General features: G+C 65.6%; 19 protein-coding genes. 7 read left to right on the forward strand and 12 right to left on the reverse strand.

All coding sequences use genetic code 11. The annotated features are described in order from the left end of the window. Positions 1–2: 2 nt before the first annotated feature. The 4 genes from AB0N05_RS36535 to AB0N05_RS36550 form a co-directional block, all read right to left on the reverse strand. Positions 3–776: a DUF5995 family protein gene (locus AB0N05_RS36535; RefSeq protein ID WP_364703005.1), complete on the reverse strand. Its 774-nt coding sequence runs from the start codon at positions 774–776 to the stop codon at positions 3–5. 400 nt (positions 777–1,176) lie between these two features. Continuing rightward, positions 1,177–1,392, reverse strand: a complete 216-nt coding sequence (locus AB0N05_RS36540) for a hypothetical protein (RefSeq protein WP_364703008.1) — start codon at positions 1,390–1,392, stop codon at positions 1,177–1,179. 544 nt (positions 1,393–1,936) lie between these two features. Continuing rightward, positions 1,937–3,829, reverse strand: a complete 1,893-nt coding sequence (gene fadD32, locus AB0N05_RS36545; RefSeq protein ID WP_364703251.1) for a long-chain-fatty-acid--AMP ligase FadD32 — start codon at positions 3,827–3,829, stop codon at positions 1,937–1,939. 124 nt (positions 3,830–3,953) lie between these two features. Then, entirely contained in the window at positions 3,954–5,198 is a 1,245-nt protein-coding gene (locus tag AB0N05_RS36550; protein WP_364703011.1) for a KasA/KasB family beta-ketoacyl-ACP synthase, read from the reverse strand. A gap of 304 nt (positions 5,199–5,502) precedes the next feature. Between AB0N05_RS36550 and AB0N05_RS36555 the strand changes: the two genes are divergently transcribed. After that, on the forward strand, positions 5,503–6,507 hold the full coding sequence (locus AB0N05_RS36555; RefSeq protein ID WP_364703013.1) for an acyl-ACP desaturase: 1,005 nt from the start codon (positions 5,503–5,505) through the stop codon (positions 6,505–6,507). A 1,414-nt stretch (positions 6,508–7,921) separates the two neighbouring features. On the opposite strand, the gene AB0N05_RS36560 is transcribed toward AB0N05_RS36555, so the two are convergent. Genes AB0N05_RS36560 through AB0N05_RS36570 form a run of 3 tightly spaced genes read right to left on the reverse strand, consistent with a single transcriptional unit; the run spans position 7,922 to position 11,073 of the window. Continuing rightward, on the reverse strand, positions 7,922–8,755 hold the full coding sequence (locus AB0N05_RS36560) for a DUF72 domain-containing protein (protein ID WP_364703015.1): 834 nt from the start codon (positions 8,753–8,755) through the stop codon (positions 7,922–7,924). A gap of 10 nt (positions 8,756–8,765) precedes the next feature. Continuing rightward, entirely contained in the window at positions 8,766–10,280 is a 1,515-nt protein-coding gene (gene glpK, locus AB0N05_RS36565) for a glycerol kinase GlpK (protein ID WP_364703018.1), read from the reverse strand. Between the two features lie 28 nt (positions 10,281–10,308). Beyond that, the gene (locus AB0N05_RS36570) at positions 10,309–11,073 is read right to left on the reverse strand and encodes an IclR family transcriptional regulator (protein WP_364703020.1); all 765 of its coding nucleotides are present in this window, start codon (positions 11,071–11,073) and stop codon (positions 10,309–10,311) included. A gap of 150 nt (positions 11,074–11,223) precedes the next feature. Between AB0N05_RS36570 and glpK (AB0N05_RS36575) the strand changes: the two genes are divergently transcribed. From glpK (AB0N05_RS36575) to AB0N05_RS36595, 5 genes are all read left to right on the forward strand, one after another. Then, positions 11,224–12,744, forward strand: coding sequence for a glycerol kinase GlpK (gene glpK / locus AB0N05_RS36575; protein ID WP_364703022.1), 1,521 nt, complete (start codon positions 11,224–11,226; stop codon positions 12,742–12,744). A 49-nt stretch (positions 12,745–12,793) separates the two neighbouring features. After that, positions 12,794–14,476 carry a glycerol-3-phosphate dehydrogenase gene (gene glpD, locus AB0N05_RS36580; RefSeq protein ID WP_364703025.1) on the forward strand — a complete coding sequence of 561 codons (1,683 nt, stop codon included), beginning with the start codon at positions 12,794–12,796 and terminating at the stop codon, positions 14,474–14,476. Between the two features lie 272 nt (positions 14,477–14,748). Continuing rightward, positions 14,749–15,579, forward strand: a complete 831-nt coding sequence (locus tag AB0N05_RS36585; protein WP_364703028.1) for an MIP/aquaporin family protein — start codon at positions 14,749–14,751, stop codon at positions 15,577–15,579. Between the two features lie 137 nt (positions 15,580–15,716). Continuing rightward, positions 15,717–16,547: a PQQ-binding-like beta-propeller repeat protein gene (locus AB0N05_RS36590; protein WP_364703030.1), complete on the forward strand. Its 831-nt coding sequence runs from the start codon at positions 15,717–15,719 to the stop codon at positions 16,545–16,547. 14 nt (positions 16,548–16,561) lie between these two features. Then, complete coding sequence (locus AB0N05_RS36595) at positions 16,562–16,786, forward strand: hypothetical protein (protein ID WP_364703032.1); 225 nt, start codon at positions 16,562–16,564, stop codon at positions 16,784–16,786. A gap of 1 nt (position 16,787) precedes the next feature. Here AB0N05_RS36595 and AB0N05_RS36600 read toward each other — a convergent pair whose 3' ends face one another. Together AB0N05_RS36600 and AB0N05_RS36605 are read right to left on the reverse strand one after the other, a co-directional pair. Continuing rightward, entirely contained in the window at positions 16,788–17,288 is a 501-nt protein-coding gene (locus tag AB0N05_RS36600; protein WP_364703035.1) for a PaaI family thioesterase, read from the reverse strand. A 114-nt stretch (positions 17,289–17,402) separates the two neighbouring features. Continuing rightward, positions 17,403–17,627 (reverse strand): hypothetical protein, encoded by a 225-nt coding sequence (locus AB0N05_RS36605; RefSeq protein WP_364703038.1) that lies wholly within the window; start codon positions 17,625–17,627, stop codon positions 17,403–17,405. A 274-nt stretch (positions 17,628–17,901) separates the two neighbouring features. Between AB0N05_RS36605 and AB0N05_RS36610 the strand changes: the two genes are divergently transcribed. Continuing rightward, positions 17,902–21,255 carry a BTAD domain-containing putative transcriptional regulator gene (locus AB0N05_RS36610; RefSeq protein WP_364703041.1) on the forward strand — a complete coding sequence of 1,118 codons (3,354 nt, stop codon included), beginning with the start codon at positions 17,902–17,904 and terminating at the stop codon, positions 21,253–21,255. A gap of 95 nt (positions 21,256–21,350) precedes the next feature. On the opposite strand, the gene AB0N05_RS36615 is transcribed toward AB0N05_RS36610, so the two are convergent. The 3 genes from AB0N05_RS36615 to AB0N05_RS36625 form a co-directional block, all read right to left on the reverse strand. After that, on the reverse strand, positions 21,351–21,692 hold the full coding sequence (locus AB0N05_RS36615; RefSeq protein WP_364703044.1) for an Lsr2 family protein: 342 nt from the start codon (positions 21,690–21,692) through the stop codon (positions 21,351–21,353). 134 nt (positions 21,693–21,826) lie between these two features. Continuing rightward, a complete protein-coding gene (locus AB0N05_RS36620; RefSeq protein ID WP_364703047.1) occupies positions 21,827–22,360 on the reverse strand; it encodes an Rv3235 family protein in 534 nt (177 codons plus the stop codon). A 76-nt stretch (positions 22,361–22,436) separates the two neighbouring features. After that, a complete protein-coding gene (locus AB0N05_RS36625) occupies positions 22,437–23,090 on the reverse strand; it encodes a hypothetical protein (RefSeq protein ID WP_364703050.1) in 654 nt (217 codons plus the stop codon). Positions 23,091–23,112: the final 22 nt, after the last annotated feature.

Here is a 23,112-nt window from a genome sequence, read left to right on the forward strand (position 1 = left end):
GGTCAGAGGGCGTGCAGTTCAGTGAGTACCCCGAAGGCGATGTCAGCGGAGTCGAAGAGGGCGGCGATCTCCACCGTGACAGGGGCGCGCAAAGCCGGATCCTGTAGGGCCAGGCCGTTTCCGAAGATCACCACATTGGCCCCCAAATCGGCCAGCACCAACAGGGGTTTGGTCGCCACACCCTTGCCGACCAGCAGATCCAGGCCCTCACCCACGAAGTAGAACCGCCACAGCGGCCCCAGGTCCGCCCCGAAGACCTGCTTGGTCCGATCGACAATGACATCGCCCGCACCCGCGATCTGCGCGACGATCTTGAAGTAATCCGGCGCATTCTCCGGCTTGGTATGCACGGCCGCGATCGAGTACGCCAGATCCACCGACAGATGCGCGTCGTACCCCACCATCGCCGCCTGCGCCCCGGAAACCGCGCAGTCACCGGCCAACTGGAAGTACCGCACCCAATGCGGTTCCACCACACCACCGGTAAACGCCGCATGCAGATTATTCAAATACCGGCTAAGCAATTCAAGGCTGATGGCATGCGCATACTCCCGATCCTGAAACGCCGCAGGATCCTCCTGAAGCGGCATAACCGCCACCTCTTCAACCCCATCCAGCCCAATCCCGAACAGCCCCCGCCGATCCCGATGCTCCACCAGAATCCGGGTGATCTCCCGATTCCGCGCCACCGCAGTCTCCAAGCGCGCCAACCCATCCCCTGTCAGATCCGAGGTATCGGATAGTCGCGCAATACGATCCAGCTCATCCGCAGACAACGGCGTCCCACAAACCTCCGCAGGCACACCATGTGAGGGTTCCGCGCCAGCTATCGGGGCTACCCCGCTTGTAGTCACAACTGCGGCACTAAGCGCAGTTAGGAGCCCTGCCCGGGCGATACTCCACACGAGTGCAGAGCATACAGACCGGTTTGGATTTGGACTGGCTGTGACTTGGCTGGATGCGTGTGGTCACCTCTCGAGAACAAGAGCAAGAGATGAAAAGACAAGAGATACAAGATAAAAGACAAAGACGCCTGGACAAGAAGGGACAAAACCTCAAAGAACAAGACTCGAGACGCCCCGGGCCGTGGAGGTTTCCCCTGGCTCGCTGCGCTGCGCGTCCCGGACCTCGCTGCGCTTCGCATCCCGGGCGTCGCTGCGCTGCGCTTCCACCGGCTCAGTCTCGAAGGGGGCCTGCGGGTGCGTCGAGTTGCGGCTGGCGGGAGTCGAGTTGCGGGTGGCGGGAGTCGAGTTGCGGCTGGCGGGAGTCGAGTTGCGGGTGGCGGGAGTCGAGTTGCGGCTGGCGGGTGGTGAGTTGCGGGTGGCGGGAGTCGAGTTGCGGCTGGCGGGTGGTGAGGGAGCTCTGGTGGTGGGATTTCCGGCGTGTCCCCACCACCACAGCTCCCTCACCCCACCGACCGGCGTGTCGGGCCGCGCCACGCCGGTGTCGGGGTGGCCTGTTCATCGAGAGGGGACATGAGCCGGGGTTTTGTCCGGTTACACCAGCCTCATGTCCCCCTCGGCGAACGGGCCCAGCCGACACACCGTGACACGCCGATACCCGGCCCCCTCGGCCCCCGGCGGGAGTGTCTCGAGTCTTGTTCTCGAGTCTTTTCTTCTCTGCTCGTCCGGGCGCTCTTGTCTTTATGTTCTTTCGTCTCTTGTTCTTTGGGGTTTGGTCCCGGAACGGGACCACAACCTTCCAGCCAGGCCGGAACGAGAGGTAACGGCTCCGGACTGGGGAGCCAACGTCGGGTACGTCCGGCGAGGCAACCACGCTATATCCGTACTGCCGTGCGCTTGGGGCACGAGCGACCGAGACGCTGGTTTTGACCGGTGCGGTTAATGAAAGCGAAGGCCGAAGGCCGAGCCGTCAGAAAATACCAGAGCGTCCGCCGACAAACGGCGGACGCTCTGAGAGTTGATTCGGTTGTCGCTCAGTCAGATTCGTCCGGGAACGCCTGCTGGCGGTGGCCGCCGCGGAGAGTGCCTTCGACGTAAGCCGTCTTGCAGGCGCGGCGGGCGATCTTGCCGCTGGAGGTGCGGGGGATGGAGCCCGCCGGGACCAGGAGCAGGTCTCGGACTGTCACGCCGTGGCGCTTGGCGATGGCCGCTCGGACGGTTTCGGTAATCGGCTCGGCGTCCAGTTTCGCTGCGCCCGTACCGCGTTCGGCCACTATCACCAATTGCTCAGCGGTGTCATCGCGGTCAGGTTGAACCGGCGTTCCACTCTCGACGAGGGTTTCGACAGGCATCTGATTCGCCGAAACCGAGAAGGCGGCAACGAAACCCGGGCGCAGGGCGGTGCTGGACTCCTGGGCGGAGTACTCCAGATCCTGCGGGTAATGGTTGCGGCCGTCGACGATCACCAGGTCCTTGACGCGCCCGGTGATGTAGAGCTCGCCGTCGAGGTAGGCGCCGAAATCGCCTGTGCGCATCCACTTCGCATCGGATTCGGTGCCTTCGGCGTGACTGCCCTTGGCTTGCCGGACCTTCAGGCGGTTCTGGAAGGTGGCGATGGTCTCCTCGGGGCGACCCCAGTAGCCGACGCCCATGTTCTGGCCGTGCAGCCAGATCTCGCCGACCTGTCCGTCATCCTTCTCGACACCGGTGTCGGAGTCGACGATGACCGCCCACTGCGAGAGCGCGACATAACCGCAAGACACCTGTGCGACAGCGTTTTCCGCGTGCTGGTCGACCTCGGTCATGCGGCCCGCATTGAGTTCGGAGCGGTCCACATAGACGGTGCGGGCCTCGTCGTCGCGTTTGGTGGCGGAGACGAAGAGGGTGGCCTCGGCCATGCCGTAGCAGGGCTTGATGGCGGTCTTCGGCAGGCCGTAGGGCTCGAACGCGTCGTTGAACTTCTTCATCGAGGTCACCGACACCGGCTCGCTGCCATTGATGAGCCCGATGACATTCGACAGATCGAGTTCCTCGCCCGGCTTGGGCAGGCCCCGCGCCGCCGCGTGCTCGAACGCGAAATTCGGTGCGGCCGCGAAGATCTCGGCCCCGTCCTCCTGTGCCGCCAGCTCCTTGATCCAGCGGTACGGGCGGCGCACGAAGGCGCTCGGCGACATGATGGTGATGTACTTGCCGCCGATGGTCGGCAGGATCACCGTCAGCAGGCCCATATCGTGGAACAGGGGCAGCCAGGTGACGCCGCGCGCTTTCTCGGTGATGCCGATGGCATCGATCATCTGCAATAGGTTGGTGCCCACGGCCCGGTGCGTGATCTCCACGCCCGCGGGGGTGCGGGTGGACCCGGACGTGTACTGCAGATACGCCGTGTCGTCCATCGCGAGCTTCGGCCGAATCCAGCTGGCGCCCACATTGTCCGGGATCGCCTCCACGGCAATGATGCGCGGGCGCTGCGGTGCGGGCAGGTGCTTGAAGATGTCGCGCACCCCGGCCGCGGCCGAGCCGACCGTCAGAATCGCCGACGGGGTGCAGTCGTCGAGCACCGCGTGCAGCCGGTCGGTGTGGCCCTGCTCGTCCGGATCGAACAGGGGCACCGCGATATTGCCGGCGTACACCGCGGCATACATGGCCACGATGTAGTCCAGCCCCTGCGGAGCGAGGATGGCGACCCGGTCGCCCGGCTGCGTGACCTGCTGCAGCCGGGCGGCAACGGCACGCAGCCGGACGCCGAATCGGTTCCACGTGATGTCGTGGTACTCGCCGTCGAGCTCGCGTGAATAGTCGATATAGCGGTAGGCGAGCTCGTCCCCGTTCGCCCCAGCGTGCATGTCGACAAGGTCGACCATGGTCTGGTTTTCGGGGAGTTTGATGTTGCCGCGCTCGTCCAGAAAGTCATCGAAGGTCTCGCCGATCATTCCCTATCCTTTTTCAACTCACAGAAATGACTGTGCAGTGACACCGAACAGAAATCGACACCGAAGCCCGGGAAGTAGCTGGGGCTGAGGAACACTAGCAGGTGTCGGAAACCCGTGTCACTCAGTACCGGCCGAAGGCCAGCGCCACGTTGTGCCCACCGAACCCGAATGAGTTGTTCAGGGCGTACTCGTAGTTGCCGGAGCGGGCCTGACCGTGCACCACGTCAAGGTCGATTTGGGGGTCCAGATTGTCCAAATTCAGCGTGGGCGGGATGATTCCGTCGCGCACGCTCAGGACCGTTATGACCGATTCGAGCGCACCGACCGCGCCAATGGAATGCCCCAAAGCGGACTTCGGTGCATAGATCGCCGCATGATTGCCGACGGCCAGGGAAATGGCATTCGCCTCCGCGTAATCACCGATGGGTGTGGCGGTGGCGTGCGCATTGATATGTGACACATCGGATTTCGACAGCCCGGCGTGTTCCATGGCCCGGCTCATCGCACGTGCCGCGCCGGTGCCCTCGGGATCGGGGGCGACCAGATGGAAGCCATCGGAGGTGATGCCCGCACCCATCAGGCGCGCATGGATCTTCGCGCCGCGCGCCTTGGCGTGCTCCTCGGTCTCGACGATCATGAGCGCACCGGCCTCACCGAAGACGAAACCGTCGCGGTCCCTGTCGAATGGGCGGGACGCGCCCTTGGGGTCGTGGTTGCGGGTGCTCATGGCGCGCATCATGGAGAAGCCCGCGATGGGCAGCGCCTGAATGGAGCCTTCCACGCCGCCGGTGACCACCATGTCGGCATCGCCCATGACGATCATGCGCCAGGCATTCGCAATGGCCTCCGAACCGGACGAACAGGCCGAAACAGGCGTTGTCACACCGGCCCTCGCGCCCAGCTCGATACTCACGCAGGCGGCCGGGCCGTTCGGCATGATGGCCTGCACGGTCGACGGCAGCACCTTGCGATAGCCGCCATTGATCAGCTTGTCCCGCGCCGTCATGAGCACCTCCGCACCGCCGAGGCCGGTACCGATCGCGACGCCGAGTCGATCGCCGTCGACCTCGGGACTGCCCGCATTGCGCCACACCTCGCGACCCAGCACCACGGCCATCTGCTCGACGTAGCACCAGCGGCGTGTCTCCGAGCGGGTGAGCTGATCGGTCGGCGAAATCTTCAGGTGGCCGCCGATGCGAACGGGAAGCCCGAAGTCGTCGAGGAAACTGTCCTCGAGAACGTCGATCCCGCTCTCGCCGTTGAGTAGTCCCTTCCAGGTCGAGTCGACGTCACCCGCGATCGAGGTGGTCGCCGCGAGCGAAGTGACGACGACTTCAGGGAACTTCCTGCGATTGGGCGTCTGCATGTTCACTCTCTCCGTAGCAATGCTCCGGCGAACCGAGATCTCGATCCGCGTGGGCTGTCTATGACTGGTTTGCAACTAGTGAGCGCTCCCGGCCGTGAACACAGCGGCGGGGGGTGAAGCCAATCTCCGGCGAACTGGGCTAGATTATCCGAGGCGAAGCCGACCAGTCTCCTCACACGACACGCGGGCATCCTATGATCCGTTCTCAGCGGACCTCTACACCGCGGCGGCAAACGCCTGCACAATTCTTTGATCTCCACCATTATTCCGCAGCGTCCAGCGATTTCGAGGGAGGCACACGACCGTGGCCAGGAGTCTGACGCAGCTCGAGTTGCTCATCGAGCTGGAGCCGATTGCCGAAGCGAATGTGAACAGGCATCTATCCATGGCCAAGGACTGGCATCCACACGACTACGTGCCGTGGGATGAAGGCCGCAACTTCGCAGCAATGGATGGGGTGGACTGGGATCCGGAACAGTCGCGTCTCGGCGAGGTCGCCAAGGCGGCCATGATCACCAATCTTCTCACCGAGGACAATCTGCCCAGCTACCACCGGGAGATCGCGCAGAACTTCTCCCAGGATGGCGCGTGGGGAACCTGGGTGGGGCGCTGGACGGCCGAGGAGAACCGGCACGGCATCGTGATTCGCGACTACCTGGTGGTGACCCGGGGCGTGGATCCGGTCGCGCTCGAGAACGCCCGCATGATTCACATGACCAATGGCTATCGCGCAGCCGATGTGGTCCGCGGTCGTGCCGCCGCGGCCGACAACACCACACTCCGCGCGGATGCCGGATTTATGTTTTCTGTCGCTTATGTGACTTTCCAGGAATTAGCCACTCGCGTTTCTCATCGCAATACCGGCAAAGTGTGCAATGACCCCATAGCGGACCGAATGCTGCAACGCATCGCCGCCGACGAAAACCTGCACATGATCTTCTACCGCAATATGTGCGCCGCAGCCCTCGACCTCTCCCCGGACCAAGCTATGGAAGCCATCACCCATATCGTCAAGGGCTTCCAAATGCCGGGCGCCGGAATGCCCGACTTCCGCCGCAATGGCGTCCTCATGGCAAAGCACGGCATCTACGACCTCCGCCAACACCTCGAAGAAGTCGTCCTCCCAGTCCTCAAGAAGTGGAACATCTTCGACCGCACCGACTTCGGCCCCCACGGCGAAGAACTCCGCAACGACCTCGGCGAATTCCTCGAAAAGCTCCGCAAGGACGTAGTCCGCTTCGAAGAACAACGCGACCGCTCCCTCGCCCGCGAAGCCGAACGCCGCCAAAAAGAATCCATCCTGATCTAACCCACCCCACCGACCAGCGCCGCCCGGATCCCCTTCCGGCGCGGCGCTTTTCGTTTACCGCGCTACCCTCTGACGGCTCGGCCTTCGGCCATCGCTGTCATTAACCGCACCGGTCAAAACCAGCGTCTCGGCCGCTCGTGCCCCAAGCGCACGGCAGTACGGATATAGCGTGGTCGCCTCGCCTGCCGTACCCGACGTTGGCTCCCCAGCCAGGAGCCGTCACCTCTCGTCCCAGCCTGGCTGGAAGGCTGTGGTCCCGTTCCGGGACCAAACCCGAAAGACCAAAAGACAAAGACGCCCGGACAAGAAGGAACAAAACCTCAAAGAACAAGACACAAGACAACCCCAGCCGTGGAGGCTTCCCCCTGACTCGCTGCGCTGCGCGTCCCGGATCTCGCTGCGCTTCGGGTCCCGGATCTCGCCGCGCTACGCGTTCCGGATCTCGCTGCGCTTCGCATCCCTGAGTCGCCGCGCTTCGCATCCCGAACCTAGCTGCGCTGCGTATCCCGAACCTTGCTGCGCTTCGCATCCCGGGCCCGCTGCGCTTCGATTCCAGCGGCTCGTTCTCGAAGGGGGACCTGCGGGTGCGTCGCGTTGCGGCTGGCGGAAGTCGAGTTGCGGCTAGCGGGAGGTGAGGGAGCTCTGGTGGCGGGATTTCCGGCGTGTCCCCACCACCACAGCTCCCTCACCCCGCCGACCGGCGTGTCGGGCCGCGCCACACGCGTGCCGGGGTCGCTGGTTCATCGAGTGGGACATGAGCCGGGGTTTTGTCCGGATCGACCAGCCTCATGTCCCACTGAACGTGTTTCATCCCCGGGATGCGCGATCGGCGGGCCTCTCCGGTGGCGACACGCTGGGAAGGTCGGCGGGCAAGCCCCTCGAGGGCGTGTCCGACAAGGGAATCCGGCGAATCGGGCATGAACCCGCACGAGCCGGGGGTGGGCGTCGGTGTGTTGGGGCGTGTCGGGTGGCTCGTTCATCGAGAGGGGACATGAGTCGGGGTTTTGTCCGGTTACACCAGCCTCATGTCCCTCCTGAACGTGTTCTACCCCTAAGACGCGCAGCGGCGGGGCCATCGGAGGCTTCACGGCTGCTCGTTGGTCCTTGTTCTTGTCTTGTATCTCTTGTTTGGTCCCTTCTTGTCCAGGCGTCCTTGTCTTTTGTCTTGAATCTCTTGTCTTTTCGTGTTTTGTCTTTGGTGGTTGGTCCCGGAACGGGACCACAGCCATCCAGCCAGGCTGGGACGAGAGAGGGCGGCTCCCAACGGGGGAGCCAACGTCGGGTACGGCAGGCGAGGCGACCACGCTATATCCGTACTGCCGTGCGCTTGGGACACGAGCGGCCGAGACGCTGGTTTTGACCGGTGCGGTTAATGACAGCGATGGCCGAAGGCCGAGCCGTCAGAGGGTGGAGGTCAGAACAACGTCATTGGGTCGGTGGGGATGGGGTCTGGGAGGGGGTCCAGAGCTGGGAGGCGGTCGCGGAGTTCGGCGTGGAAGTGGCGGGCGAGGGTTCGGGAGGAGGCGTTGTCGGGGGTGTGGATGAAGACGGTGGGGGAACGGCCTTCTCGGAGCCAGGATTCGACTGTGTCGAGCCAGGGTTGCCAGCCTGCGATTGTGGTTTTGGGGTCGTCTCGGCCGTGGTAGCGGACGATTGGGTATTCGGTCAGGGCTCGGGTGCGGCGGGGGAGGCGGGGTTTTTTGGAGCCTGCTTCGTATTCGGCTTGGCTGGTGGGTGGGGCCGAGAAGAGGACTGTGGTGTCGAAGGGGATCCATTCGGCGTCGGCTGCTTCGAGGACTGCTTCGAGTTGGGCTGTGGCTCGGGGGTTTTCGAAGAAGACGGGGTGGCGGACTTCTACTGCCGCCCGGTAGTGGGGTGGGAGGTTTTCGAGGAGGTGGGTGAGGGCCGCCAGGTCGGTGAAGGATGGGGGGAGTTGGATCCAGAGGGCGTGGAGACGGCGACCCAAGGGTTCTATGGCGTCGAGGAAGGCGTTCATTTCGTTGTCGATGCCGGTGAGGCGGCGGTCGTGGGTGACCGTGCGGGGAAGCTTCATGACGAAGCGGAAGTCCGGATCGGTTTGGCGGGCCCACGATTCGACGGTGCGGCGGTGGGGAGTGGCGTAGAAGGTGGTGTTGCCTTCGACCGCATTGCACCAGGAGGCGTAGGAGCGGAGGCGTTCTGCCGGGGGTAGGGGCTTTTCCTGCCACTGGGGGTGAGTCCACATGGCGCATCCCACGTACAAACGCATGCCTGCCACGTTAGGTCAAGGGCTTCTTGTGGCGCAGCCAACCGAAGGTAAGCTCCACAGCCCGTTTCCAGTTGTCGTACTCGTCCTCGCGCAGAACCGGATCCATGCGCGGCAGCCACTGTGCGGCAACCCGCCAGTTGTGGCGCAGGCCTTCCAGATCCGGCCAGTAGCCGACGGCCAGCCCGGCCGCGTATGCCGCGCCGAGGGAGACGGTTTCGGCGACGATCGGGCGCATGACGGGGATATCCAGGACATCGGCGATTATCTGCATGAGCAGGTTGTCCGAGGTCATGCCGCCCGCCACCCGCAGCGCCGAAGCATGCAGCCCCGAGTCCGCGTTCATGGCTTCGACCACGTCCCGGGTCTGCCAGGCCGTGGCTTCCAGAACGGCTCTCGCGATGTGCCCCTTGGTGACATACGAGGTCAGTCCGATCAGCAAGCCGCGAGCATCACTGCGCCAATGCGGAGCGTAAAGACCGGAGAAGGCGGGGACCAGATAGCAACCGCCATTGTCTTCGACTGTGCCCGCTAGGGTTTCGATCTCCGGCGCGCTCGCGATGAGCCCGATATTGTCGCGCAGCCACTGCACCAGCGAGCCGGTGACCGCGATCGGCCCCTCCAGCGCGTAGACCGGATCCGGCCCGACCTGATAGCCGATGGTGGTGAGCAGACCATGCTTCGACCGCACCAGCTCGCGGCCCGTGTTCATGAGCAGGAACCCGCCTGTGCCATAGGTACATTCGGTCTCACCGGGCGCGAAGCAGGTCTGCCCGAACAGCGCCGCATGCTGGTCGCCCAGCGCCGCCGCGATCCGCACTCCCGGAACGACCCGCCTCGCGGTGCCGAATGATCCGGTGGACGGTTCGATGCGCGGCAGCATGGCCTTCGGAATATCGAACAGCCGCAGCAGCTCGTCATCCCACGCCAGCGTGGCCAGGTTCATCAGCAGTGTCCGACCGGCATTCGTCACATCGGTGACGTGCTCGCCGTGATCCGCGCCGCCGGTGAGATTCCAGATCAGCCAGGTCTCCATGGTCCCGAACAGCACGTCACCCCGCTCGGCGCGCTCCCGCAGCCCGGGCACATTGTCGAGCAGCCAGCGCAGCCTGGGCGCGGCGAAGTAGGTGGCCAGCGGCAGGCCGCACAATTCCCGAATGCGTTCCGCGTCAAGGGATTCCCGCAGCTGCTGCACGAGCCCTTCGGTGCGCACGTCCTGCCAGACGATGGCGCGCCCGATCGGCGTCCCGGTGCGCGCATCCCACACCACCGTGGTCTCACGCTGATTGGCGATGCCCACCGCCGCGACTTGATCGACAGTGATGCCCGAATCACGCAGTGCCGCAGGAACAATGCGTTCGACATTGCGCCAGATCTCCAGCGCGTCCTGCTCCACCCAGCCTGGCCGCGGATAGTGCTGCCGGTGTTCGCGCTGCGACACCCCCGCCAGCCGCGCGCGCTGATCGAACAGAATGCAGCGGGTGGAGGTGGTGCCCTGGTCGATGGCCAGCACATAGCGTTGCGTCATCCGAGCCTGCTCCCGTCCTGCGTGAAACTCATTGTGCGCCACCGAGATCCCGCGATACTGCCCGGGCCGCATCGCGAACCTGCCCGATGAGCACGGGCCGGAATCGCAACTGTCCGTCACAGAGTCGATCCACCGGGCCATTGATGCCGATCGCCCCGACCACCAGCCCGCCGCGCGCCCGGATGGGCGCGGCAATGCTCGCCTCGCCGGAGACGTACTCCCCCACATCCCCGGCCCACCCGGTCCGGCGCACCTCGGTCAGTGCCCGACCCAACGCGGGCTTGTCGACAATCGTGCGATGGGTGAGCGCGGGCAGCTCCCGCTCGCGCAGGGCGGCCGACAACTCGGAGTCATAGGCCAGCAGCACCTTCCCCAGCGCGGTGGCATGCGCCGGGAGCATCTCACCCACGGCCAAAGCCTGTTCGGTGTTGTCCGGCCGGAAGACGTGGTGCACGACCTCCACTCCCCCGTTCACCGGCGCGGCGATCCGCACCGATTCGCCACTGCGGGCCGCAAGCGTGTCCGCACGGTTGATGGCACGTGACCGCAATTCATTGGCATCCAGGTATCCCGCGCCGAGTTCCTGCAATGCGGACCCCAGCTGATACTTGCCACTCACCGAGTCCTGCTCAACGAATCCGACCCCTTGCAAGGTCCGCAGAATGCCGTGCGCGGTGGGCTTGGCCAGCCCGAGCGCCGCAGCGATCTCCCCCACGCCCATGCGCCCGTTCCCGCGCGCGAGCAGCCGGAGCATGGCCGCCGCACGCTCGATCGACTGAATCGAACCCGGCATACCAGAAATCTACCAGCAAACCGTTCGGCATTGTCGAACGGCAACCCTCGCCCCCATCGTCATCTCTTCGTAGCGTTGACGTCGGGCCCGGCGTCGACCGGCCTCACCAGGGCAAATGGACTCAATGACGAGTTTCCCGAAAGGACCGCGATGACGCAGTATGTCGGAGCCATCGACCAAGGCACGACCTCCACGCGATTCATGGTGTTCGACCACGGCGGCAATGTAGTTGCCCGGCATCAGCTCGAACACGAGCAGATCATGCCGCAGGCCGGCTGGGTGGAACACAATCCCGATGAAATTTGGGAACGCAGTCGCACCGTCATCAAGAGCGCTCTGGCGGGAGCCAATCTGACCGCGGCCGATCTCGCCGCGGTCGGCGTCACCAATCAGCGTGAGACCACCATCGTGTGGAACCGCAAGACCGGACGCCCCTATTACAACGCCATCGTCTGGCAGGACACCCGCACCGACCGCATCATCGCGGACCTCGAGAAGGCGGGCCACGCCGACCTCATCCGCAGCAAGGCCGGACTGCCGCCCGCGCCGTACTTCTCCGGCGGCAAGCTCAAGTGGATCCTCGACAATGTGCCCGGCGTGCGTGAAGACGCCGAGAACGGCGATGCCCTCTTCGGCACCTCCGATAGCTGGCTGATCTGGAACCTCACCGGCGGCGTCCGCGGCGGTATCCACATCACCGATCCGACCAATGCCTCGCGCACCATGCTCATGGACCTCGAAACCCTGGACTGGGACGAGGAACTCCTCGCCGTCTTCGGTGTTCCGCGCGCCATGCTCCCCACCATCGCGCCGTCCGCGAACCCGGCGGGCTTCGGCACCACCAACCCCGACGGCCCGTTCAAGGGCTCGGTCAAGATCGCCGGTGTGCTGGGCGATCAGCAGGCCGCCACCGTCGGCCAGGTGTGCTTCCAGCCCGGTGAGGCCAAAAACACTTACGGCACAGGGAATTTCCTGATGCTGAATACCGGTACAGAGATTGTGCACTCCAAGCACGGCCTGCTGACCACCGTCGCCTACCAGTTCGGCGACGAGAAGCCGGTGTACGCCCTGGAAGGCTCCATCGCCGTCACCGGTTCGGCCGTGCAGTGGCTGCGCGATCAGCTCGGAATCATCTCCGGCGCATCGCAGATCGAGAATCTGGCCCGCCAGGTCTCCGATACCGGCGGCGTCTACTTCGTGCCCGCCTTCTCGGGCTTGTTCGCCCCGTACTGGCGGCCCGATGCGCGCGGCGCGGTGCTCGGCCTGTCCCGCTACAGCAATAATGCCCACTTGGCCAGGGCCACACTGGAATCCATCTGTTACCAGACCCGCGACGTGGTCGAGGCCATGGAACGCGACTCCGGCGTGAAGCTGGCGACGCTGCGAGTGGACGGCGGCGTCACCGCCAATGAACTGGCGATGCAGATCCAGTCCGACTTCCTCGGCGTCCCGGTCTCGCGACCGGTGGTCGCCGAAACCACCGCTCTCGGTGCGGCTTACGCGGCCGGGCTCGCGGTCGGCTTCTGGAACAACACCGACGAACTCGTCGCCAACTGGCACGAGGACAAACGCTGGCAGCCCACCTGGACCGACGAGCAGCGCGAACGCGGCTACGCCCGCTGGCTCAAGGCCGTCTCGCGCACCCTCGACTGGGTCGACATCGATGACTGACCCCGGGTTGCCCGAAAAGACTCAAAACCCTGATAACAAGGAGCATTTCGTGTCCGCACAACTGGATCCCGCCTACCGCACCCGGGCAATCGATTCGCTCGGCGACACCGAGATCGACGTCCTCGTCATCGGCGGTGGAGTGACCGGCGCCGGTGCCGCGTTGGACGCCGCCTCGCGCGGCCTGTCCGTCGCCCTGGTCGAGGCCCGCGACTTCGCGGCCGGTACCTCGAGCCGTTCCTCCAAACTCATCCACGGTGGCCTGCGCTACCTGGAGCAGCTCGACTTCGCCCTGGTTCGTGAGGCTTTGAAGGAACGCGGCCTGCTGCTCAACAAGCTGGCCCCACACCTGGTGCACCCCGTCTCGTTCCTGTTCCCGCTCCAGCACCGTGTCTGGGAGCGCGCCTACATCGGCGCGGGCGTCGCCTTGTACGACACCCTCGGCGGTGCGCGCGCCGTGCCCATGCACCGGCACCTGACCCGCACCAGCGCACTGGATCTGGCCCCCGCGCTCAAGGACGACGCCATGACCGGCGCGATCCGCTACTACGACGCCCAGGTCGACGATGCCCGCCACACCATGATGCTGGCCCGCACCGCGGCCCAGCACGGCGCGACCGTGCTCACCCGCACCAAGGTCATCGGCCTGCTGCGCGACGGCGAGAAGGTCGTCGGCGCGAAGGTCGTGGACCTGGAAACCGGTCTGGAGCACAGCATCCGGGCCCGCACCGTGATCAGCGCGACCGGCGTGTGGACCGACGACATGATCAAGATGACCGGCATGGACTTCCCGTTCCATGTCCGCATGTCCAAGGGCGTGCACATCATGGTTCCGCGTGAGCGCCTGAACATGAACACCGGACTGATCATGCGCACCGAGAAGTCCGTGCTCTTCGTGATCCCGTGGGCCGAGCACTGGATCATCGGCACCACCGACACCGACTGGTCGCTGGACAAGAACCACCCGACCGCCAGCGCGGCCGACGTGCAGTACATCCTCGACCACGTGAATTCGCTTCTGCGCGAACCGCTTACCCGCGCCGATATCGTCGGCACCTACGCGGGCCTGCGTCCGCTCATGACCGGCGCGAACAAGCAGACCTCCAAGCTGTCGCGTGAGCACGCGGTCGCCGAGCCCGCACCGGGCCTGTTCGTCATCGCGGGTGGCAAGTACACCACCTACCGCGTCATGGCCAGCGATGTCGTCGATGCCGCCGCCGAGCGCCTGGGCAGCGATGTCGCGCAGTCGGTCACCGAGAACCTGCCGATCCTCGGCGCGGTCGGCTACCAGGACATGCTGGCCGATATCGAGAGCGTAGCGGCCCGTGCCGAACTGCCGGTCGAAACCGTCGAGCACCTGCTGCACCGCTACGGCTCGCTGTCGGAGAACCTCTTCGACCTCATCGCCGCGGTTCCCGCACTGCGCGAACCGATTCCGGGCGCGGAGGACTACATTGCCGCCGAGGCCGTGTACGCCGCCACCCACGAGGGCGCGCTGCACCTCGACGACGTGCTGACCCGCCGCACCCGCATCTCCATCGAGGTGCCGGATCGCGGTCTGAAGGCGGCCCCGGAGATCGCCCGCCTCATGGCCCCGCACCTGGGCTGGGACGCCGACCGCACCAATGACGAGATCAACCGCTACTACGACCGCGTGCACGCCGAACTGGCCGCGAACGAGGCCTTCGACGACGAGGCCGCCAATGCGGCGCGTCTGGTCGCGGCGGTCGTCTGATCCGATAGTTCGCTCAGCGCCGCGCCGGAATCGAATTCCGGCGTGGCGCTGAGTCATATCCAAAATACACTGAGTCAATTCAAAAACACGAGATGCGTCGCGCCGGAAGCATTTCCGGCGCGACGCTGCTGTTTCCAGATCACACAGATATCCGGGGCGGCGGACTTGTGTCGCGCGCTTATACCCCTTAGCGTGTTTCCCAGAGATTAGCTGAGTTGAATGACACAGAATTCGCTCAGAGTGGCAGCGACCGCCCACCAGGAGGCGCATCAATGGACTTCAGCTCGATATTCGTCAGTGAGGCGCTAGGCACCGGGATACTCATCCTGCTGGGTGCGGGTGTGGTCGCCAATGTATTGCTGACAAAATCCAAAGGCTTCGACGGTGGCTGGTTGCTCATCACCTTCGGTTGGGGATTCGGCGTATTCGCTGGCGTGTACGCGGCGTACAAGACCGGCGGACATTTGAATCCGGCCGTCACCATCGGCACACTCGTCAGCGGGGCTGACGAATACGCTCCCGGCATCGCTGTCAACTTCGCCAATACCCTCGCCTATCTGAGCGGACAGCTCGTCGGCGCATTCCTGGGCGCGTGCGTGGCCTACCTCGCGTACAAGCAGCACTTCGACGCGGAACCCGACGAAGGCAAGAAGCTCGGCATCTTCGCGACCGGCCCGGCCATTCGCTCGTACTCGTGGAACTTCGTCACCGAGGTGATCGCCACCTTCGCGCTGGTCTACGTGATCCTCGCCTTCGGGCACACCCCGAGCGGCCTCGGCCCGCTGGCGGCGGCGCTGCTGGTCGTCGGCATCGGCGCATCCCTCGGCGGTCCGACCGGTTACGCCATCAACCCCGCCCGCGACCTGGGGCCGCGTATCGCTTATGCGCTGCTTCCGACCCGGCACTCGGCCACTGTTGTGCCGGAACGGATTCCGGCCGATGTGAGCGCGGGCGGTTCCGCGCAGCGCGTCATCGACGAGAGCCCGGGCGCGCATCTGCAGCCGCAGCGCAAGAACGCCGACTGGAGCTACGCCTGGGTGCCGGTCCTCGGCCCCCTCGTCGGCGGCATCCTCGCGGGGCTCGCCGCGCAGGTGTTCCTGTAGCCACCTGAACCACCCGAACCCCGGCCGCGCGAGGCCGGGGTTTTTCATTGTCCGACCTGCGCACGAACACCGAATGTCGGTGGGCATTGCTAGCTTTCGCGGCACAAACTGGTTGACGGAAGCACGGAGCAGGGCGCATGAGCGACGCGGTTACCACTTATCTGGAGCTGTCGGAAACGCTGACGCCCGGCGGCGAGGTGACCGGGCGATTCCGGCTCCCGGATGCGGTGAAATGCATTGTGGCCGACGACTTCTGGATCTACGCCGGATGTGATGACGGCCGGGTCTACGACCTGTCCGGCAAGGTGCCGCGTGCCGCCTACGATATCGCCGCCAATGTCGATATCTACTGGCTCGATATTCACGACGGCATCCTCGGCGTCTCCGACCGCGAGGGCGGGCTCACCGTCATCGACCATGAGGAAGAGTCGCTGTGGACGCGCCGCAGCACCGGCAATGCCGGGTGGATGGTGCGCATCGACCGCGATGGCGTCTACCACGGCCACTCCGACGGCGTCACCAAATACGACCTGGTCAGCGGTAATCACCAGTGGCACTCGCGCACCGGCGGGCCGGTGCTGTTCGGCTGGCAGGAGTCCGACGCCGTGTACGCGGGCACCAGCACCCGCGAGGTGCGCATGGTGGCCAAGGACGGGCAGGCCGATCGCGCCTACCGCTGCGATGCGGCCGTATTCTCCTGCGCCACTTCACCGGACGGCCGCTATGTCTTCGCCGGTGACAATCACTCGTCGGTCTACTGCTTCGACTCGGCCGGACAGCGGCTGTGGAAGCTGGGCACCGGATGCGGGTCCGCGTACTCCATGCAGTATCACGACGAGAAGCTGTACTTGGTCACCACCAGCGGCAAACTGGCCTGCCTTGATGTGAGCGAGGGCGCCATCCGCGATGCGGAGCAAGGCGTGCTGCCGCAGACGGTTTCGGTGAAGCACCAGAGATCTCTGCCGTAATCCCCAGCACCACAGTGGAAGTGGTCGCCGACGCCGGTAATGGCATTGTGGTCGAATGCGTGCAGGACGGCACGAACCTGCGCGTGCACGTGGTCTCCCCCGGCTACCAGCGCGGCTGGAATGTGCAGTTCCCCAGAGATATTCGCCAGGCGGGCGCGCGCTACGTGGTCGACGCGGTGGCCGAATCGGCGCGCGGCGGCTTCTACCGCGTGCGCGGCGATATCCGCCGCCTGAGCTGACTCAGGCTCCGACGCTGGAGAGTTCGCCCGGGGTCGCGCCGTAGCGCTGGAAGTGCTCGGGCGCGACCTCCACGAAGATGGCCCGGCCGGTGGCGATGACGGTATCGCCATCGGTCAGCTCGGTGTCGATGAAGAGCTTGCGGCCCGCACGGGCACTGAGCACGGAAGTGACGATCAGTTCCTGATGCAGTCGGGCCGGGGACGAAAAGCTGACGTCCAGTTTGACTGTCACCGCGGGCAGTCGCAGTGGCATGAGGACCGCACCCGAGGCCTCGTCCAGGGCCGCCGCGATAATGCCGCCGTGCGCCACGCCCGGCGCTCCCTGATGCCGCTCATCCATGGTGAATGTGCCGCGCACGGCATCTCCGCGCCGCTCGAACACAATCCGCGGTGAGGCGGGATTCGACGGGCCGCAGCCGAAGCAACCGCCGTGATGCGGCGGGAACGGGCCCTCAACCAGCAGGTCACCGAGCGGCAGCGGTGCCGCGATGCGATCTTCCATTCCAAAAAGTTAATCCAGATTCGCGAAAGAAGCCAGCCCGCGATGATCAGCCTAGGTGGCTTACGACCACCTCAATGGCGCACTGAACCCGGAATAGGGGGCGGGACTATCGCTTCAGTGGCTTGCGCCGATGACCGGTGCGAAGGGGGCGTAGTCGCGGACGTGGCCCTCGGTCCAATCCCAGAGGGACATGGGGTCGACGGCTACGCCGCGTTGCAGGAGTAGACGCCAGCCGTGGCCTTGCTTCTCCCAGATATCGCCATCGCGGTCGACGTAGAATCCGTCCTTCGCGGGCTCGATTCCGGTTTCTCCGAATCCCCTGGGGAAATTCTGCACCATACCTATCAACCCCTTCCTCAGGTTGCTTCCACTCGAAAGTATCCGGTATCGCTCTTCCGGTTCACTTCTGGCGGAGTTGCCCGAGTCCGGCACACGTTCAGCTATGTGAAGCCGATTGCGTACCACGCGGTTTGTAGGCGGTTCCAGCTCGGCGATAACTATTCGACAACTGTTCAGCAACCTTTTGGCATATCGAACTTTTTGAGGGATAGTGCTCTTCTTGCGGCGAACGTCCAGTTTGCTTTCCAGGGCAAATGGACGACGAGGAGGGCAGATGTCGGGAGCTGAGCTGAGGGTGCTCGGGCCCCTGCGCCTGTCGGTCGCCGGACGCGAAGCCGTATTCGGAACACCCATGCAGCGGGCCGTGCTCGGCCGCCTCATCGTGGCCCGAGGCCAGGTCGTCAGCGTCGAGCGGATGATCGACGACCTCTGGGCGGGGCAGCCCCCAGCCAAGGCCATTGCGGTCTTGCAGGTGCATATCCACAATCTGCGGCGGCTCTTCGAACCGGATCGCCCGCGGCGCGCGCCCTCACGGTACATCGTGTCCGAATCGTCCGGATATGCGCTGAAGATGGCCGAGAACGCCGTCGATGCCTGGCATTTCGAAGAACAGCTGCGCAGCTATCAGGAACTTGTCGGCAATCCGGAAACTCGGCCCGATCCCGCCCAGCGCCGAATCCTGCTGGAGACCGCCATGACCCAATGGCACGGGCCCGCGCTGGAGGCCTTCACCGAGACCGATTGGGCACATGCCGAGGCCGATCGGCTCACCGACCTCTATCTCACCGCCGTCGAACTCGACGCCCACACCAAACTCGAACTGGGGTGTTCCGGCCAAGTCGTGCTCGAACTCCGGCAGCAGTTCGAGGACCATCCGGGGCGCGAGGGCATCGTCCGGCTACTGGCGCTCGCGCAATACCAACTGGGACAGCAATTGGAGGCGCTCACCACAATTCGGCGGTCCCGTGAATTCCTCAGCTACGAATTCGGCATCGATCCGGGACCGGCGCTGCGGCAACTGGAAACCGCCATCCTCAATCACTCGGCGGAACTGGCGACGGCCGGTGGGGCGACGACACCGCTGGAGCCCGCGATCGACGACCGGTCCGTAGTCCTGTCCGGCTCCGGGCCGATGATCACCGAAACACCGACCGCCACCGGCTATATCGCCGAACTGTCCCAACTGCTCACCCTTGCCGACGCGGCGCGCGGCGGGAGCTTGCGACTGGTCTGGGTGGCGGGCGAGGCGGGCATCGGCAAGTCCACGCTGGCCGAGGCCGCGCTGTCCGGGCTGGCGGCGAGCGGATGGACGGTGGCGACCGGCAGCTGCCCCGAGATCGACGGCGCGCCACCGGCCTGGGGCTGGTCGGAGATCCTCGCCGACCTGGACACCGTCGCCGCGACCGGCGCGGCACTGCATTCCGGCGATGCGTTCAGCATCTCGCGCACCGTCACCGAACGATGTAGGCGCGCAACCACTTCCGAACCCGTCGCGCTGCTGCTGGAGGATGTGCACCGCGCGGACGCGGCCACCTTGCAGGTGCTGCGACAGGTGACGAACTGGTTGCGCGAGGAACCGGTGCTCATTCTGGTCACGGCGCGGCGGTCCGAGGCGGGGCCCGGCGCGCACAACACCGCGGCCGCGCTCGCCCAGTACACCGCGTCCTGGATGGAATTACACGGCCTCGACCTGGCGGGCACCCGGCAGGTCGCACTGGAGGCGGGCCTGCCGCTGAGTGACGAGCTACTGGCCCGGCTACACGAACGCACCGGCGGCAACCCGCTGTTCGTTCGGGAGCTGGCGAAACTCACTGCCACACAGGGGAATCTGGACGAGGTGCCGGACTCGATCCGGGAGCTCATCGACGATCGGATAGCGCAGCTGCCCGCGGGCGTCACCGAAGTGCTACAACATATTTCGATCTGGGGCGCGGGCAGTGAACTCGGCATCCTCGCCCTGGCCTCCGGCATGGCCGAGAACACCCTCATCGACCTGATCGCCGCCGCCGAGGTCGCCGGACTGGTGAGCACCGGCCGCGCGGGCCGCGTCTCCTTCGAGCACGCCCTCATCCGCGACGCCGTCTACCTCGGCATCCCGGTCCTGCGCCGCGGCCGAATGCACTGGGCCGCACTGGAACTGCTCACCTCGCACGCCGACTCCTACCCCGCCCTGGCCCGCGACCCGGACGTACTGGCCCGCCACGCCATGCTGGGCGCGAGCGCCGAAACCGCCAGGGCGGCGCTCGGATACGTGCGCGCCGCAGCCTGCCGCCGCATGAACCGCCACATGCGCGGTGAAACCGTCCGCCTGCTGCGCGCCGCCATGGACCTGCACGAGCTCGCCGGACACGATGCCCCCCACGCCGACCGAACCGACCGCATCGCCCTCCTCGACACCCGCTGCGCCCTGGTCGGCGCCCTCGCCTACGCCAACCGCCACCGCGAGGCCCGCGACGCCCGCACCCTCGCCCTCGATCTGGCCGAACAACTAGCCGACGAAACCCTCATAGCCCAGGCCCTCACCTGCTGGCGAGCCCCCGTGATCTGGCCCATCCGCGAATGGCGAGAACCCGATCACCGCATCCGCCAAGCCCTCTCCCGCGCCCTAGCCCGCTACGGCACCGGCGACGAAGAGGACTTGTGGACCGAGGGGCGGTCGCCGGAGATGTTGGTGCGGTTGCTTGTTACCGCGACCTTCGAGACCGGGCTGGATGGGTATGCGGAGGGGCAGGGGATGGCTCGGCGGGCGTTGGGGGTGGCTCGAGCGAGTGGGGATGCCGAGTCGATCTGTGCGGCGCTGAATGCGGTGGCTTATCTGGAGTTTGATTATGGGGACGAGTTCTGGGCGCTCACCGGGGAATTGGAGGGGGTGGCCATGGAGGCGGGGCTCGCGGAGTATGAGGCGCTGGCGCACTATCTGGGGTATCGGGCGGCGGTGGCGCATGCCGATCTGCGGGAGGCGGCGCGGCGGGCGGCGCATGCGGTGGAGTGCGCGGACGAGGGGCAGTTGCAGCCGTTACTGGACATGGTGAGCTGCTTCGGGGCCACCATGGAGCTACTGCGTGGCGATGTGGATCTGGCCGAGCGGCTGTATGAACAGTTCGGAAAGCGGATCACCCGGGCGGGGATCGCGAACGTGCGTGAGGCTCAGCTGTTCTGCGCGGTGGCGGTCGGGTGGGCGCGCGGGGACCTCTCGGGGCTGGCCGACCGGCTCGGCGACACCACCCCGGTCCTGCCCAGCACCTTGTCGCAGGCGCACGCGCTGGCACTGCTGCACGCGGGCGACCGGGAAGGCGGCCGCAAGGTGTACGAGCAGGCGGGCCGGGCGCACAACGTGATGTATCCGGTGCTCATGTCCGCGGTGCGGGCGCGGACGGCCCTCGAACTCGGCGATATCGAGGCGATTCGTGAGTTATACGAATTTCTGTCCCCGTACACCGGCACGGTCATCGGCGTCGAAACCGGCATGACCGAGTTCGGCCCGATGGACACGGTGCTGGCCGATCTGGCCGAGGCGCTCGGCGATTCCGAAGCGGCCGCGATCCATCGCGAACGGGCCGGGGAACTGCTGGAAAGAATCCGGACGGAGTTGCCCGACACCGGAAACACGCTGCTCAGAGCTGCTTAGCCAGAAAATAGCGGATCCGGATATGACTGGAGCCGGTGACCAAGGGTCACCGGCTCCAGTCGAATTTCACCGTGGACGGGATTTGCCGTCCGTTTTTACTTCGCCCGCTGGTAAGCCTCGACGATCTCGGCCGGGATACGGCCGCGCGAGGAAACCTGGTGCCCCTGTGCACGCGCCCATTCGCGGATGGCGGTGCTCTCTTCCCGATCCACGGCCGGGCGCGTACGGCCGCCGGCCGCCGTCACCTTGCGCTTGGAACGACCCACCTTGCGGGCCTTGTCGGTCCACGGCTCCAGCGACTCCCGCAGCTTGCCGGCGTTCTTGATCGACAGGTCGATCTCGTATTCGTTGCCGTCGATCGAGAAAAAGACGGTTTCGTCGGCCTTCGATTCGCCGTCGTAGTCGTCCACCAGAGTTACGGTGACTTTCTTTGCCATGGACTGCCCTTCCACGTGTGAGTGCCGCTATTCGCCGAAATGCTAATGCCAGAAGAGTTAGGTTTCAAACCAGGCGCGAATTGAATTCGGCGAGATCAGACTATTTCGCTATTACCGCAGAGACCGGACGGTCTTCAGCACACCCGGAATGCGGTCAACCGCCACCCCGAACGACCGCGCACAATACGGGCGGCGAGTGCGAAATGCCGCGTTCCCCGGTCGTAAGCCGCGCATACTTCCCCGACCCGGGACTCCGACATCATCACATCGACCCTGGTGAGCGTCGCGCCGCCGAGCTCACGGCCCGGCGCGCCCGCGCACGCCAGAGTATGCAGCGCGGCGATCACCGCCGGATCGGCGAAGTGGCACAGCTGTTTCGCCGATCTGCGCCCGTCGAGCACCTCCAGGGCCGCGCGCAGGGCCGCTCCGGCGAATTGCCGCGCGGTCGTGCCGGGTTCGCCGGAAGTGCGCGTTTTCGCAGCATGCGAAGACCGTAATACCCGTTGCAGCCCAGCACTTCCGGAGCGCCCGGAGGCCGATTTCCGTGGCGGGCGATTGTGCGCCGGAACGGACTGCGGACGGGTAGGCACGGCCCGTGCCCGACGGCATGGGCCGAGCGGTGGTTCCGACTCCGGTGCGGGCAGCAGGAAGCCACCGTCGAATCTCATTGCCGCAGCATGGCACGCACGAGGGTGAGCGGACCCGGCCTCTCGCAGCCTCGCACGGCCGACACCGGCGTGTCGGCTACTTCAGGAGCGCCAGCCGCCCGGCGAAATCGGTGGGCAGATACAGGAACGGGCTGGTGGTCCACGCCTGGCCCGACAGTGGATCGTACGTATCGGGCATCGGCAGCCCCTGCGGCGCAAAGGCATTGAAACCGTGCTTGGCGGTGGTGGCCGTGGCCCGCCACAGGTGATCCCGGAACGCCACCACGGCCACGGCATCGGTGGACACCGCCGCACCGCGCAGTTCGGCCACCTTGGCCGCCACGCCATCGGTCGAGAGGTAGACGAGGGTGCCGTCCGGCTGCCGCTCGGGATCGATGACGATCACATCGGTCAGGCCGTAGCGCGACTTCAGCACCTCGGCGATCTCGGTCTGCGCGTACACCGGAGTGTTCCGATCGCCGCGCGCGGCCATGACGGTGGCCGCGAGGTCCGCGTTCACCGGTCCCGGTTCACCGATGGTGGTGGCCGGATCCACGCCCGCCGGAATGCGATTGCCGAAGCTGTAGGCCACGATCAGCGTCGCCGACTCGGCGGGCGCGGTGGGAATGGTCCACAGATCCTGCGGGGCGTTGACGGCGGCGGGCGGTGCCGCGACAGCGGGGACCTGCCAGAACACGGATCCGAGAACCGCGACGGCCACGGCCGCCACCGTCGTGCGCGACAAACTCATGCCCCCGATGCTGCCATGGCTA

Origin of the sequence: Nocardia sp. NPDC051030 (assembly GCF_040683015.1) — a bacterium.
Lineage (GTDB): Bacteria > Actinomycetota > Actinomycetes > Mycobacteriales > Mycobacteriaceae > Nocardia.